Below are 15,060 nucleotides of genomic sequence, written 5' to 3' on the forward strand. Positions count from 1 at the left end.
GCCGATTTTATCCGTATCAATCCTTCAAGGATTTGACATCCCTGCTGGATTCAAAGTTCCTCCATCGGATTCCAAAAAATAACCTTAAAATTCTGAATTTTATCGCCTCTCACTGCTACACCTTCTCTGTTTAATTTTTCGGTGAACCCGGCGAGACAGCTGGCCGTGATTCTACCTGATGAATTACAAACCCGGTGTGCCGGAAAATCTTCATCATAACTCCGAAGTGCATTGCCGACATGGCGTGCATGCTTGGGATAACCAACCGCTTTTGCAATGGCTCCGTAAGTGGTCACTCTCCCTTCGGGTATTAAGCGGATTATTTCAAATACCTGCTGTTTGAAAAGACTGTTCATCTTTCAAATTTAGGATTTTTTTACTTGAGAGGTGACTGGAGTTTTTGATGTTGGATGGCGCGAGCGAAGCGAGCGCCAAAAAAGTTAAACTGTAGCGATAGGACGGCATCTGAAACACCGAAACGGCCATCATAGCCCGGATTGCAGCGAAAATCCTTTTTGTTTTTTCCAGAAAACAAAAAGATTGCAGCGGAAAGCCGGCCCGGAAGTTCAATGATGCTGAATACATCCTGCTCCACATAAAAAAAAGCACCCAAAAATTTTGAGTGCCTTATTTATAAACTAAATTCTTCGTTTTAAGAATTTTCCAGAATATACTGGAACATCAGCGGAGCACAGATGGTTGCATCACTTTCAACGATGTATTTCGGTGTAGTGATATCGAGTTTGCCCCAGGTGATCTTCTCGTTTGGAACTGCTCCTGAATAGGACCCGTAAGAGGTCGTGGAGTCTGAAATCTGGCAGAAATACGACCAGAACGGAATATCCGTCATTTCAAGGTCCTGGTAAAGCATCGGCACCACGCAAATCGGGAAATCTCCGGCGATACCACCACCAATCTGGAAGAAACCAACGCCCTTGCCACCGGAATTCTTCGGATACCAGTCGGACAGGAACATCATATATTCAATACCGGACTTCACGGTAGAAGGCTTCAGTTCGCCCTTAATACAGTAGCTCGTGAAGATATTGCCCATCGTGGAATCTTCCCAGCCCGGAACCACGATGGGAAGGTTTTTCTCTGCCGCAGCCAGCATCCAGGAGTTTTCTTTCGGGATTTCATAATACTGTTCCAACACGCCTGAAAGCAGCATTTTATACATATATTCATGCGGGAAATACCTTTCACCCTTCGCTTCGGCGTCTTTCCAGATTTCTACGATGTGTTTCTGCAGCCTTCTGAAAGCTTCTTCTTCAGGGATACAGGTATCAGTTACACGGTTAAGCCCTTTTTCCAGAAGATCCCATTCTTCCTGAGGCGTAAGGTCTCTGTAATTCGGCACCCTCTTGTAATGTGAATGCGCCACAAGATTCATCAGATCCTCTTCCAGATTGGCCCCAGTACAGGAGATGATATGCACTTTGTCCTGGCGGATCATCTCAGCAAGAATTTTCCCAAGTTCGGCGGTTGACATTGCGCCGGCAAGGGTGATCATCATTTTGCCGCCGTCTTTCAGGTGGGCTACATAACCTTTAGATGCATCTACCAACGCTGCAGCGTTGAAGTGCAGGTAATATTTTTCGAGAAATTCTGTAACTGTGTAACTCATTTTGTTTTTAAATTTTAACAAAGATAAGATTTTGATGCCGAAGTTGGAAACCGCAGAATTTTAAAACCTGAATGTTGCTCCCAAACTTGCAGCCACCCTGTGGAGGCCTTCATATTCACCTTCATTCGGTTTATATTCCGTGCCGTTGATTTTATATTTTTTCAGGACACCACCAGTGTAGGAAAATTGCGGACCAATCATAACTGCCGGTGAAATTCCATACATATAACCAATGGTCGCTGCAAGACCGAGATTGGAGCCTTTTGTTTCCACAAACTGATTTTTAGAAACATAGCTGATCAAACCAATTGCCATATCATAATACAGTCTATGCTTCACATCCTCCTCGAAATTGCTGTAAATGAATCCCGGGCCTACGAATGAAATTCGGTCGTCTGTTTTGAAATCATTTAAAATTATGTTTTCATTAGCCACATTGAAATCACCGGTATGCGAGGCAGTATAAAGGTTATATTTGATACCAAGGCCAGTTAATGTATTGACGCGATAGTATGCACCAATGTCAAAATTGAAACCCGATTTCAGGCCTTTCACATATTCTTTTTGCGAAGCATCCATATTGTCCGCTGTTTTAGCCACGCGCCATGCATAACCAACCGACGGAATGATTGTGATTTTTTGTTGGGCAAATGTCATTGCCGTACCTGCCAGAACCGACAGTATCAGTAGTTTTTTCTTCATATTTATTTAAAATTAAATTCCACCAAATATAAGATGCTTGCCTAACATCCGGACAAAAAATCTACCAAATATCAATAAAAAAGTACAACCGGCAGGGCTGGCTGTACTTTTCATTGATCTGAACTGAGGATTTAGTTTTCCCAGTTTTCTACTTTCAGGATTTCGATTTTGCGTTCTCCGTCTCTGAAAGGCCAGTTGATGATATCACCCACCTTGTAACCCACTGTTGCAAGCGCAATATCCGAAAGAATGGAATGTTTGTTTTTCTTGGGTTTCGCTTTGTTTGATGCTACGAAGATGTACTCCTGCTCTTCATTTGCGGTATGGTCCTTAACCGTCACGACGCGGTCAACGGTTACCACATCCTCCGGCAAATCCCTTCTCAGAACCTGTTTCGCACCTCTAAGTTCCGCTGCAAGCCGGGTTTCCTCTTCGGCACTTACCTTTTTTCTTCTTAATTGTTCTTTTATCGCATCATAAATTCCTGTCGTTAATATAATCTGTTCTGTCATTTTTTTAGGTTTAAATTTAGGGCATGCCTGCAATAATTCACCCGGAGAAAGATGGTTTCTCCATTGTAAGGCATCATTAAAAATTTGAAAATTGCGGTAGTTCCCTGCCGTGAATCAGACAGGGTTTAGCTCACGAACTCTTTGAAGTTTTTCAGGAAAGCATCCGTATGCAAATAAAGCAGCGCCGACAAGAGTTTTGCCGAATCTTTATAAACCGTCAAAAAACGTGCGCAACCATTTTATTTACAGTAATTTAGTAATTGGTCAAAGATACGGATTTTTCTTTTCAAAATCAATATTACAGGCGGAAACGGCGGTTTTCTTTCTTTTCTGACAGTTTCTTTTTGGTATTGAGTCTCTTCTCGATCTGGGATTTCGCAGGTTTTGTTTTGAGCCTTTTCTTGGGGATGATTAAAGCTTTATTTACCAGTTCCAGGATTTTTTCGGTGGCAATCTTTCGGTTTTGAAGTTGGGTGCGCGATTCGGTAACGGTCAGCTGCAAAATTCCTTCCTGGTTGATTCTGTTTTTTAGTTTTTGCTGAATTAATAATTTTTCGTCATCGCTAAAGTAAGTGCTGGCATCAACATTCCACATAACGGTCACTGCAGTTTCCACCTTGTTCACATTCTGGCCGCCTGCACCACTGCTGCGGGAGGTCTTAAAGGTCAGTTCTGTGATGAAATCTTTCATGATGATGTAACCGGTTTAATGTGATTTTATAATCTCAAAAAGCTCCCGTCGGTTAACCTTACCGTTGGGCGTTCTGGGAATTTCATTTACAAATATAATTCCTTTCGGTTTGTGAAAGGATTTTTCAAACTTAATATTAGAAACCACTGATTTTATTTTTTCATCCTCTTTACCTTCAACAGCCAGAACCAGTTTCTGTCCTAAAGTTTCATCCGGAATTCCGAGGAATACTGCTTCATTCGCAATATGCTGCTTTACAGTTTTTTCCAGTTCCTCCGGAAAAATCTTTGCGCCACCCGAATTGATGATATTGTCCGCCCTTCCCAAAAACCTGAACTGTTTTTCATTAATCAGTTCCACAACATCATTGGTCTGTAAAAGGGCGGGATTCAGCTGCGGTGCGTAAATTTTTAAACAGGCCCGTTCATCCTGTGAAATCTCAATATTTTCAAATGCCGTAAAAAATTTTTCTTCTGTGGGAAAAATCTCCTTCAGGGCAATATGCGAAAGCGTTTCCGACATGCCGTAGGTTTCATAAATTTTAGTTTCACTGTGCGAGGAATCCAGTCTTTCATAGATTTTCTGCTTCAAATTTTCAGAAACCGCTGCCCCGCCGATGATGATTTTTTTGAGGAGATGCAGTTTGTCTAATGAATTTTCAACCTGTAAAGGCGTCATTGCGCAGAAATCAGAATACCCGTGTAAGTCAATAAGCGGATTAAGGGACGGGTGACTAACCTTTAATTTTAAATTCCTCACAACAGACCGCACCACCATCATCTTCCCTGAAATATATTCAACCGGAAGGCAAAGCAGCGCCGTATCATTTTCTTTTAATTCTAAAAAGTTGCAGGTACTTACCGCAGAATTGATCATTCTTGATTTTTCTGCTTCAAATATTTTTGCAGTTCCTGTAGAGCCCGAAGTTTGTACCAAAACCGTTTCCGAATCGGAAAACCATTCTTCGATAAAATTTATAACCTTTTTTTCAAAATCGTTTTCAGGCTTCAACTTATTAACATCCAGATCTTTAAAATCAATAATCATAATTACACAGCAATGATTTCACCGTAAAATTAACTTTTTAGGCTGAAAACTTTTTTTAAATTGGAAAAAATTATTAAATTTGCACCACTAAAACGGACAGACCTATGGTGTAGCGGTAACACTACTGATTTTGGTTCAGTCATCTGGGGTTCGAATCCCTGTGGGTCTACTTATTTACTTTTAACGCTCTGATTATCAGGGCGTTTTTTATTTCTAGGGGAACCGTTGGGGAACCAGTTTGGTTTTTAGTCATTTTTTAGCTGTTTTTTTAAACGCTCTGCGTTCCATTCTTTCTAACATTGCAGCCATTAAAATTTCCTGATCGCCTGCCTGATTTATCAATTTATTAAGGCGGGAATATCTTTTTGTTGGTTTGCCGTTGTAATATCTTTTAAAATGTTTGCTGAAAATTTCCTGATACGGATCATCGCGGTAGTATTTCCCTAATTTACTGCAAACCCTCATCCTTTTGTTCTCTATTTGGCATTCATACATTAACCCGAACGCGGAACGGTGCAGAAAATAACCACTATGCAAATATAGGTTCCTGCAAAGTTTCCCAGTTTTGGGGCATACAAAAAACCAAATAACGCCCTTCCCCAAATTGGACGGGCGCGTTACCAGTTGAACGGTGTAATCTATTTTATTATCCTCGTTGTGGGTGTAGTACAGACGTGCGCTCCCTCGATCTGATAACATCGTTACGATTATGCCGATCGTATTTTTGTCCCCATTGCGCGACGTCCAAATTATCTGTCCTGATTTTGTGCTGTCGGGGTTTAGGTAATTGTGTTTTTTGAGAAATGATATTTCAATTCTGCGTAAACTGTCGGTAGTGGTTGGATATGTTGCCCAGCGTCCCATATTTTAAATTTTAAATAACTCCCTATCTGATACGCGCGTAATGACTTTAGAAAAATCTTTTTTTATGGTTTCCGAAAACTAAAATATTTTGAGCGTTGCCCCTCGCGCGCGCGTAATTGTCCGCAAATTCTAATTGTTTAGCCATAAAACTAAACTTCTGTACTTTTACGATCTATTCCACCCAGCTACAAAAATAACCTAAATTATTAAGGAATATCAGGTTTTAATCTTCCCGCGACGTTCTCCGTAACCGATTTTATAAAGTTCCTGAGCGGTTTTTATTATATCCCCTCCGTTATATTGATATGCTAAAATATGATAGGGTGTTAATAATTTTTGCGCGGGGTATCGTGTACCTGTACTAAACAAATAAATTCCATTATCGAAAATATAACCGGAATATGCAGACTTCGCCCCGTGCCGTTTTATAGCCGTGTATTTACCACGTTTTCCAACAATAGTAAACTCATCCCTGATTAAATCCCAAACGTCTGTATTTTGGTTAAAATCGTCCCACGCGGATAATGTAGCGGTGGTACTAATTGTTTTCTTTTTTTTAGGCGGTTCCTGTGGTTCGGGAACCTCATCAAACATCCGGCAAACAAACAAAATAACTTCCCGTTCCTCCGGTGTAATTTCTTTGATTTGAGAATAGTCCAGTTCGCTAACTTTATTCTCAAAATAGGCGACTACATAACCGTATTTTCCGCGCGTTTCAATTAGTGCCTCCTGTTTACCTCTGATCCGTGCTATCTTTTTGTTTCCCTCTATCTCTCTACATCTGAAAAGTAAATGAAACCCTCCGCTGCGGGTTCGGTATAATGCTATTTTATTATCAAAGTCGGGTATATGGTCGCGCAACAGTGCAAAAAAATTACTTTCAAAAAAAACGCGTTCCTGCTCATCATCTAAAATTTTAGTGTCTACGTCTATGCACTGCAGATTATTGTAGCCCGTAATAATTGCAAAATCTGTCGCGCCTGTCGTTACGGAAATATCTTTTAATTGTTCCCCAGTCATCGGTGTAGATTGATACGGTTTCCACGTTTTGACGGTCGGAATTTTGGCGGAATTTACCGGAATTATGGAAAAATCTTTTGTTAGTGCTGTTGCTGATTTTATTTTGCTGCTATCCATTTTTGTAAGTTATTGAACATTAGTATTTTAAGTAACGGTTTAACAGTTTAAACTGTATTCTTAAACTTTAAACTGTTGCGCCAACGGTTTACGGTTTAACAGTTTAAGGCGTATATATAACGCCTAAACTTAAACTGTTAGGAAACCCTTAAACCTTTTCAAATTTTTCTCTTATATCGGGGTTAAGAATGTTAGGTTTAGATTTTCCCTTTTGCAGTTCGTCCGGCTGCAGAATTATCTGTTCGTTTCGGGCGCGAGTGATCAGGTTTTTTAAAAAGTTTTCTCCCACTTTCCGGGCAATTATGCCTAAATGTAAAACCGCTAACTGTCGTAAAGTTTGATCATATCCCAACGGTTTAAACTGTTCCTGATTGAACACTTCAAAAAACAATTTTTCCAGCTGTTCCTCCGTTACCATATCGGGGGTAAACTTTTGTTTGCTCTCCCTGTCATTTTCAGGAACGCGCGCCTTAAATGGTAATCCGTGTTGGTCTATTTCAAAGGCGAACGGTTCCGGCTCCTTATTTCGGGTTTGTGTTGGGGTTACTACTGAAACATCGGAATTATTAGCGCGCTCCACTGCCAAAACTGTTTCTGCCTTATTTATTAGTTCTGTTCCCAAATGCCCCCGCGCGTTACTGTCGCCCTTATTTTGGTGCAGTATCGTAATGATATGAATATTTCGTTCCTCTGTCCATTTTAGAAACCTCCCTGCAATATCGGACGCCTCTTTAGGATCGTTAATATCAAAAGTTATATCCCTGACCCCGTCAATTACTACGAACCCCAAGTTTTCAGTATTGTAAATTTTAGCCTCTATTAATGCCAGTCTGCGGTCTGTGGGTTCGCTCCGCAATCCGTAAACGGAAAATCGGTTATCGTCGGTAATACCTGCCAGCCTGCAGATACGTTTTAAACTGCGCTGAACGTGCCATTTTCCTTGCTCTGTATCAAAATAGATTACTTTGTTTTGGTCGGTCGGTAAACATCCCTGAAAGGTTCGCATTATAGGTTTTTCCGAGAAAAGGGACGCGGTTAATATACCTATTGCAAAAGTCTTTTTACTTTTAGCCTTTCCCGTTAATACGCTAAAATTTCCGAGTGTTCCAATAATGGCGTGATCGTCCGGATTTTCATCAATAAACATTTTTATAGCTATTTCAGGCTCCGGTATTTCGTCCGTTACTAAAATGCGGTGTTGCTCTAATTCCTCCAGTAATTCCTCCGCTGAGGTTTCAGGTTTTTGCGGTTTCTTTGCAAATGCCAAAGGAATATTTATTTCGTTTGTCATTATTTGGTTATCTTTGCGTTATCAATTTGGTTATCCATTTTGTAAGGTCTTGAACAAACCTAAAGGGAATGCGGAAATCCGTTTTCCCTTTTTTGTTCTCTATTATTCGCTATCTTCCTGAGCGCGCTCTAAATAGTCCGCGAGGTCGGAAATATCTAATTCATCCCCTGTTAATATGTAATGCAGCTCTGCAAATTCTTTGAAACACTGAAATAGAATTTCCATTTCAAATCCTGCGGTAACTCCGTTTTTTAATTCGTCTTTGGCGTTATCCAGTGCGACGGCTAATTTTCGTAATTCCATTGTCAAAAGTTTTTAATTATTTCGTTTGTTAATTTCTCCCTGAAATCGGGGTTCCCCTTTGGATAGAATGCCCTGCAGACGCGTATAATGACGTTTTGGCGGTCGGGCGGTAGGTATACTATTATAAAAGATTTTACACCGTTTACGGGCAAATCTGAATAGTAGAAATTAGGGGTTCCGGTCGGGCGTAATCCGGCTAAACTGCATCTGCTCCAGTTGGTGGTGTCGCGTATCCGTAATAAATTATTTGCGCCCTGTATGGAATTATAGCCGTTGTTTACCTCCAGCCTGATAAGGTCGGGCAATAGGTCGGGAATTTCTGTAGAATGCAGTTTAAACTGTTGGAACGTCTTTTTTTCAGTATCAAAATGATACTCCAGTTTGTAGTGGTCCGGTTTGAACATCGCAATAAATTTTAGTCGTTAATGATCATTGCGTTTTCAATCTCATCAAACCGGTAGTATACGCGGGAACCTAATTTGTAGGAACGTAATATTCCGCGACGTCGCCAGTCGTGCAGCGTTGGTTTGGTTATGCCGAACCGGTCGCACACCTCATCTGCGGAAAGGTAGCGTTTCGGGGCGTTATCGGTTAGGAATTTGGTAAGGCGGTCGAAAAGGCGGGTTTCGACGTTTTCCGCTATTTGGTTAATGTTTTCCTGCGGAACGGTAATGTTTAAAGTTTGCATCGTCGTATATTTTTAATTGATCAATGCAAATATTATGTAAGTAATTAGTAAGTAATGTGCGGAATTACTTTTTCTTAACTAAATAAAAAAACGCTAACTATTTGCCAGCGTTTGTATTTGTTATTTCGGGTTTTAACTTCATTTTCAGCAATTGTTTATTAGCCTGCTGCAGATTTTCAGGGTTTTTATAGGGACTGTTTTTGTTTCCGTCGTCCCGTATAGGTTGCAACATCGGTAACAGATAGGAATACAAAGCTTTTGAATTAATGCCAGTTATCGCGGATAAAATTTGCGCTGTGTGCTGTATTGTGTCGGGTTTTTGCTGCAAAGATTTTACAAAATCTATTATCCCCAATTTTTCCAGCATAATAACGCGCGCCTTTGGTTCGGTATCTGAAAAATCAAATTCGGGTGTCTCCGGTTCGGGCGTTGGTGCAATTTGTTGAGGTTCCGGGGCGTTTATCCTATCATTAATCCAATCATAAATGCGTATTACTGAAATTTTGTAATTCTCATATTTTGCAGAATCGAAATACAAAAACTGCCCAATAGAATATTCATTTTCATTGATATATTCCTGTAATTCGTCGTTTGTTATTGTTGAAAACTGAACAAATTTTTCAAACGTTTGAAAGTCTTTTCCTGAATAAAGAAAATCAGAATTATTATAAGGACTTTTCTTTTCCTCATATCCTACAATATCTAAATAAGAACCGGGGTCGTCAGGATCATCCAAATAATGCACTACCGTATCTAATATTTTATTTTCAGCAAAAAAATGAAAATGACTTTTCTTTTCTATTGCCAATTCAAAATAAAAATCATTCAAACGGTCAGGGTCATCAGCAAAATAATTAAACAGTCTAACATCCAATTCATTAGAAATATTTTGAACAGTTTTAGTTGTTTTTAAATACCGTTTTAAAACTTCATCATAATACGAAACCTCAATTTCAATATCTTTTGTTTCTAAATACAAAGGGTCTATTTCGGCTCCGTAAGTAGATAATAACTTTTTAAGATATATTTTTTCGGAACCGTCGGGAAGTTGTTTTTTCCAGTCCTCAAAATCCTTATTATAGTTATTCTTAAATTCAGTAAAAGAATAGTAAAAAGGTAATTCCATAATGTTAAGTTTTGTAAGGTTTTGAACACGTTAAAAAAGGGCGGTTTCCATCCCCGCTATTATTAAGATTAAAATTAGTTTGCTGTTTTAGTTTTTTCAGGCTCTACAGTGCCGGAAACGGGGCTATTTTCCATTATTTCCCAGTAGTGATACATCTGTTCGGATAGGGTGGAATTATCTATTCCTATGTAGCCGAGAAACTCCCGTTCGGTTTTGTGTCCGGTTACTGCCATTATTACGGCTGTGGGAATTTTACTGTAATGCATTGTTGCAAACGTGCGCCTGCAGACGTGCGAGGAAATCACTTTATAAAACGGATAGTTTCCGAAAACATAACATTTTTTAACCGGATCGTACACCCTGCCGTAATCCAAACGGTCTATTTCTGCCAGTCGGGCGACGGTTTCCAAGTGTGTGTTAAAAATCGTTTTGCAGCTGTCTATATTGCTGCTGTAAACGGGCGGAAAATTGCCGTTCCTTTTGTCCAGTATCTTTTTTACTTCGGGGTGTATGGGAACCACTACGGGCGTTTTTGTTTTGCGCTGCGCTACGTTTATAAAGTCTTTGCCGTTAATGTTTACGATTTTCTTTTTGGTCATCCCGAACAGATCGGACGCCCTTTGTCCAGTGTAGCATCCGATAATTAGCCAGTCCCGCGTTATTTCCAGTTTTTCATTTCCGATTAATATTAAATCCTGTATTTTGGCAAGTTCGGTTTCTGTGAGGTAGTGCGTTGGGGTGTCTGTGGTAAAACCTTTAATTTCTGTTAGTTGATCGTGAACGGCTACGCCCTCCAGTTTGGCATCTTTAAAAATTGTTTTGGTGTATTTTAGATATTTCCCTACAGTATTGTCGCTGAGGTTCTGCCCGCGTAAAAAGGTAACAAACCGGTTGCCTACGGAAATATTATAATCGGAAACTTTCAGGCGTTTTTTTTCGGTCTGCAGAAATTCTAAAAACTTTGAAATTATGGTTTCGTGTTTCTGCTGCGTGCGGTAAGAAATTGGCTGCCCCTTGTATTTGCGGAATGGTAGAATTTGGGCGCGGTAATGCTCTAAATAGTTGTCTATGTAGTCCAGTTCGACTACGCGTTTACCGTCATTATAAAACCCTGCAATAACCTCATCTAACCAGTCCCCTGTTATCAGTTCGTTATCCCCCCTTTTTTGGTATTCCTGCAGAATAAAGTTTTCCAAACCGGAAAGGCGGGTTTTTAATTCGTTGTGCTGCTGCAGAAAATCAGCGGTTCCCGATTTTATGTTTTTGGGAAAACCTTTTGCATCCGGTTGTCCGTTCCAGTGTTCGGGGTTTACGGTTTCGCGTGTTTTTCGTTTGAATTTAGTATTCCGGTCTGCGGAGAAATTAACGTAAATAGTCGCGTTGGGTGTGGTCGTCCTAATGAAATAGAAAATTTTTGCCATAATTGTAAGGTTTATTTGAACATTACAAAGATAGCATTTATTTTAATTTTGGGGAACCGTTGGGGAACCAAACTGTATTTTATCTTAAACGCATTTTAATCAAAAACCACAAACGAACATTATAAACATATTGTAATCCCTTTATTAATCGGTGTTTTGGGTTTTTTAGAATATTTCTAAATAGTCGGTATAATTTAAACAAAATATAGGTTTATTCTCCCTGTGGGTCTACCATCTAAACCTTCTGATTTTCAGGAGGTTTTTTTATTATAAAGGCTTTCAGTAGTTTTGAAAGCCTTTTATTTTTACATTCTGTTTACAGTTCCGATTCCGAGCAACTCCAAAGATTTTTTGACGGTTTTACTCGTGATGTCAGAAAGATTTAATCTGAACTGAACTGTTTCAGGATTTTCCTGACTCAAAATCTGGTTATTTTGGTAAAACGAATTGTAAGTTTTCACCAAGTCATAAACATAATTCGCAACATGCGCAGGGCTTAATGTTTCCGCAGCCTTTTCCACAATATCTTTATAATTGGCCAGCTGCATAATCAGGTCTTTCTCATATTCATTCAGCTGAATATCACCTTCAGTTTCCCGGAAAGTATAATTGGCTTTACCCAGAAGCGACTGGATCCTCGCATAAGTGTATTGGATAAAAGGCCCAGTATTGCCGTTGAAATCGATACTTTCTGCAGGATTGAAAAGCATTTTTTTCTTCGGATCCACCTTCAGCATGAAATATTTCAGGGCTCCCAGACCTACGGTTTCATAAGACCGCTCTTTCTCTTCATCATCAAGATTTTCCAGTTTGCCGAGTTCCTGAGCTTTTTCTTTGGCGGTCTGATACATTTCTTCCATCAGATCATCAGCATCAACCACGGTTCCTTCACGTGATTTCATCTTGCCTTCCGGAAGCTCAACCATACCATAAGACAAATGATAAAGCTGATCCGCCCACTGATATCCCAGTTTCTTAAGAATCTTGAAAAGCACCTGGAAGTGGTAATCCTGCTCGTTCCCTACGGTATAAATCAGCTTTTGGATATCGTTATCCTTGAAACGCTCCACTGCGGTTCCCAAATCCTGAGTCATATAGACTGAAGTACCGTCGGAACGCAGCAACAGTTTCTGGTCGAGGCCTTCATCCTCCAGATTGACCCAGACCGAACCGTCATCTTTTCTGTAAAAAACCCCGCTGTTCAAGCCTTCCTGAATCAAGTCTTTACCTAAAAGATAAGTTTTGCTTTCATACTGAACCTGGTCGAAATTTACACCCAGACGTTTATAAGTCTCATTGAATCCGGCATAAACCCAGGAGTTCATTTCGTTCCACAGGTTTCTCACTTTATCATCACCCTTTTCCCAATCCAGCAACATTTGCTGGGCTTCTTTAATGGAAGGTGCCTGTTTTTTGGCCACGTCTTCATCAAAACCTTCAGCAACCAAATCAGCAATTTCTTTCTTATAATTTTTATCAAATTCCACATAGTAATTACCCACCAGTTTGTCGCCTTTCAGTCCGGTGGATTGTGGATTTTCCTGCTTTCCGGATTTTTCCCAGGCAAGCATGGATTTGCAAATATGGATTCCGCGGTCGTTGATAATTTGGGTTTTAATGACATTATAACCGGCTTCTTCTAAAATTTTTGCAACCGAAAAACCTAAAAGATTATTCCTGATATGACCCAGATGGAGCGGTTTATTCGTGTTTGGTGAAGAATATTCCACCATTACCGTCTGGTTTTTAGCTACCTTTTTACCGAAGTTCTCAGTAATACTTTTTAAATTTTCGAGGAAAAAGTTATTATTGACCGTCAGGTTCAGGAAACCTTTTACCACATTGAAGCTTTCAACAAGGCTGGTTTGAGCTGCAAGAGCGCCGCCCAGTTCCATCCCGATCGTATCAGGGCTTTTCTTCAACAGTTTCACCAGCGGGAAAATCACAACGGTAAAGTCGCCTTCAAATCCTGATTTATTTTCCTGAACCTCAAGGCTAACGCCGTTAATCTGGTAGGTTGACTGTATGATTTCAGAAATCTTCTGCTGTATGGTATCTTTAATATTCATCTTCAAAAAAAATTGAGGTTACAAATATAAGGAAATAAAAAACCGCTCGGTGGAGCGGTTTTTATTTATTGCAGAAACTGCATTTTACAGTTCCCACCAGAATTTAGAAGTGTTTTTATCTTCTGCTGGTGACAGTCTGGTTACAGCTTCGTTATAATTTGTAGTATTATAATTAGCTTCTTCTAGAGGGTAAGGAATTCTTGTTGGAATCTTTCCACCATTAATAGCATTTTTTGCAGGTACTAAAGTTGGAAAATTAGTTCTTCTCCACTCTGACCAAGCATCAAATCCTTGATTAAACAATGCAACCCACTTTTCCTCAGCAATTACTTTCGCTGGATTTGCTGCCATATCAGCTACTCTGGCAGCAGCATATGCAACCGCGTCAGCTTTTATTGCGGAACCATATCTGGCATCAAGTGTCTCATAACTTCTTGTGATCCCTAAAGTTAACATTGCAGCAGGACTCTCAGAAGTCCATCCGAGTAATGCCGCCTCAGCTCTGTTAAGATAAGTATATCCGGCAGTGAATAATGCCATTGGAGCATCAGCGCCTTTGAATTTAGTAGACATTTGGGCAGCGTTAGCTGTGTTATCAAGACCAGCTGCCGAAAGGTTATCCACTGTATAACCATAAGCCAATCCTGTTCCTGTCATCCCACCTGTGCTGAATACACTTAAACGTGTATCAGGAGTATGGTTTGAAGTCCTGTTAAATGTATTGGCGGCTCCCTTAAGAGATTCCGTGAATTCTCTTGAAAGATAATAGTCAGCAGCTCTAAAACTGTTAAGGGGGTTAGCAACTAAACTTGCAGAAGAGAAACTCCAGTAAGCTTCTTGCGCAGTTGTTTCAATAACCCCACCACTGTTAGCCAAGGCTTCCTTGAAAGTTTGAGCAGCAAATCCGGTAGCACCAGGATATTTTTTGCTCAACTGAAGAGCAGCCTGCATTAAGACAGAGTTTGCTAATCTTTTCCAGTTACCTATGTTTCCTTGGTAAAGGATATCTCCCTGAGGCGCAGTTTTTGCGGCATTCAGCATATTTCTTCCCTCCTGAAGGTCTTTGATAATTCCTTTGTAGATCGTCTCCTGGGTGTCATACTTTGGAGTTCTGATATCCTGGCCAATTTTGGCCGCTTCACTATACGGAGCATCTCCATAGGTATCCGTAATTCTTTTGTAGATGATCGACTTGAATATTTTTGCAACACCAATCATATTCTCTGCACTACCCTGCACCTGCATCTCCGCTGTAGGATTATTAGAGTAATCGTTGATGATTTTATCCAAGTTTACGATTTGGTTAGCATAATATCTGCCCCAAGCACCTCTTTCAAAACCATAGATCTGCTGAGTTGTATATACAGACTGTGCCTGATACTGCACGTAAAGCTGTGGATTCATCAGATAAGCATTTCCACCGTTTTGCGCAAAACTCATCATTGATCCAGACATAAGTGCAGAGTAACTTGCGTCATATGCACCGTACTTATCTTTATTTAAATCCCCAAAGTTTTCATCTCTACAAGACCCTAATGAGCCTAAAACGAAAAGGGACAATACTACTATTTTTAATTTTTTC

Annotated in this window: 17 protein-coding genes and 1 tRNA gene; 1 reads left to right on the forward strand and 17 read right to left on the reverse strand. The window is 40.0% G+C overall.

All coding sequences use genetic code 11. From position 1 onward, the window contains the following. Positions 1-50 precede the first annotated feature (50 nt). The 7 genes from CKV81_RS05740 to CKV81_RS05770 all read right to left on the reverse strand — a co-directional run bounded on the left by CKV81_RS05740 (position 51) and on the right by CKV81_RS05770 (position 4,579). On the reverse strand, positions 51-356 hold the full coding sequence (locus CKV81_RS05740; RefSeq protein ID WP_095071339.1) for an MGMT family protein: 306 nt from the start codon (positions 354-356) through the stop codon (positions 51-53). Positions 357-376: 20 nt separating this feature from the next. Beyond that, positions 377-613, reverse strand: a complete 237-nt coding sequence (locus tag CKV81_RS05745) for a hypothetical protein (RefSeq protein ID WP_157727375.1) — start codon at positions 611-613, stop codon at positions 377-379. Positions 614-652: 39 nt separating this feature from the next. Further along, on the reverse strand, positions 653-1,627 hold the full coding sequence (locus CKV81_RS05750; RefSeq protein ID WP_095071343.1) for a deoxyhypusine synthase family protein: 975 nt from the start codon (positions 1,625-1,627) through the stop codon (positions 653-655). 60 nt (positions 1,628-1,687) lie between these two features. Beyond that, on the reverse strand, positions 1,688-2,329 hold the full coding sequence (locus CKV81_RS05755; protein ID WP_095071345.1) for a hypothetical protein: 642 nt from the start codon (positions 2,327-2,329) through the stop codon (positions 1,688-1,690). 131 nt (positions 2,330-2,460) lie between these two features. Continuing rightward, a complete protein-coding gene (locus tag CKV81_RS05760) occupies positions 2,461-2,841 on the reverse strand; it encodes a GreA/GreB family elongation factor (RefSeq protein WP_095071349.1) in 381 nt (126 codons plus the stop codon). Between the two features lie 298 nt (positions 2,842-3,139). Further along, entirely contained in the window at positions 3,140-3,532 is a 393-nt protein-coding gene (gene arfB / locus CKV81_RS05765; RefSeq protein ID WP_095071353.1) for an alternative ribosome rescue aminoacyl-tRNA hydrolase ArfB, read from the reverse strand. 15 nt (positions 3,533-3,547) lie between these two features. After that, entirely contained in the window at positions 3,548-4,579 is a 1,032-nt protein-coding gene (locus CKV81_RS05770) for an AMP-binding protein (RefSeq protein WP_095071355.1), read from the reverse strand. 98 nt (positions 4,580-4,677) lie between these two features. Between CKV81_RS05770 and CKV81_RS05775 the strand changes: the two genes are divergently transcribed. After that, positions 4,678-4,748: transfer RNA gene (locus CKV81_RS05775), tRNA-Gln, on the forward strand. Positions 4,749-4,828: 80 nt separating this feature from the next. Here the strand turns inward: CKV81_RS05775 and CKV81_RS13335 are convergent. The 10 genes from CKV81_RS13335 to CKV81_RS05825 form a co-directional block, all read right to left on the reverse strand. Continuing rightward, positions 4,829-5,443 carry a hypothetical protein gene (locus CKV81_RS13335; RefSeq protein WP_157727376.1) on the reverse strand — a complete coding sequence of 205 codons (615 nt, stop codon included), beginning with the start codon at positions 5,441-5,443 and terminating at the stop codon, positions 4,829-4,831. A gap of 216 nt (positions 5,444-5,659) precedes the next feature. Further along, positions 5,660-6,580: a bifunctional DNA primase/polymerase gene (locus tag CKV81_RS05785; RefSeq protein ID WP_095071370.1), complete on the reverse strand. Its 921-nt coding sequence runs from the start codon at positions 6,578-6,580 to the stop codon at positions 5,660-5,662. A gap of 148 nt (positions 6,581-6,728) precedes the next feature. Further along, positions 6,729-7,871: an AAA family ATPase gene (locus CKV81_RS05790; RefSeq protein WP_095071372.1), complete on the reverse strand. Its 1,143-nt coding sequence runs from the start codon at positions 7,869-7,871 to the stop codon at positions 6,729-6,731. A gap of 102 nt (positions 7,872-7,973) precedes the next feature. Next, positions 7,974-8,174, reverse strand: coding sequence for a hypothetical protein (locus CKV81_RS05795; RefSeq protein ID WP_095071374.1), 201 nt, complete (start codon positions 8,172-8,174; stop codon positions 7,974-7,976). Between the two features lie 2 nt (positions 8,175-8,176). Further along, positions 8,177-8,578, reverse strand: a complete 402-nt coding sequence (locus CKV81_RS05800) for a hypothetical protein (protein ID WP_095071376.1) — start codon at positions 8,576-8,578, stop codon at positions 8,177-8,179. An 11-nt stretch (positions 8,579-8,589) separates the two neighbouring features. Beyond that, positions 8,590-8,862 carry a helix-turn-helix domain-containing protein gene (locus CKV81_RS05805; RefSeq protein WP_095071377.1) on the reverse strand — a complete coding sequence of 91 codons (273 nt, stop codon included), beginning with the start codon at positions 8,860-8,862 and terminating at the stop codon, positions 8,590-8,592. Positions 8,863-8,959: 97 nt separating this feature from the next. Further along, entirely contained in the window at positions 8,960-9,988 is a 1,029-nt protein-coding gene (locus tag CKV81_RS05810) for a hypothetical protein (RefSeq protein WP_095071379.1), read from the reverse strand. Positions 9,989-10,062: 74 nt separating this feature from the next. Further along, entirely contained in the window at positions 10,063-11,409 is a 1,347-nt protein-coding gene (locus CKV81_RS05815) for a site-specific integrase (protein WP_095071380.1), read from the reverse strand. Positions 11,410-11,714: 305 nt separating this feature from the next. Next, positions 11,715-13,478 (reverse strand): arginine--tRNA ligase, encoded by a 1,764-nt coding sequence (argS, locus tag CKV81_RS05820; protein WP_095071381.1) that lies wholly within the window; start codon positions 13,476-13,478, stop codon positions 11,715-11,717. A gap of 84 nt (positions 13,479-13,562) precedes the next feature. Beyond that, the gene (locus CKV81_RS05825; RefSeq protein WP_164466683.1) at positions 13,563-14,933 is read right to left on the reverse strand and encodes a SusD/RagB family nutrient-binding outer membrane lipoprotein; all 1,371 of its coding nucleotides are present in this window, start codon (positions 14,931-14,933) and stop codon (positions 13,563-13,565) included. Positions 14,934-15,060 lie beyond the last annotated feature (127 nt).

The organism is Chryseobacterium taklimakanense (assembly GCF_900187185.1).
GTDB lineage: Bacteria > Bacteroidota > Bacteroidia > Flavobacteriales > Weeksellaceae > Planobacterium > Planobacterium taklimakanense.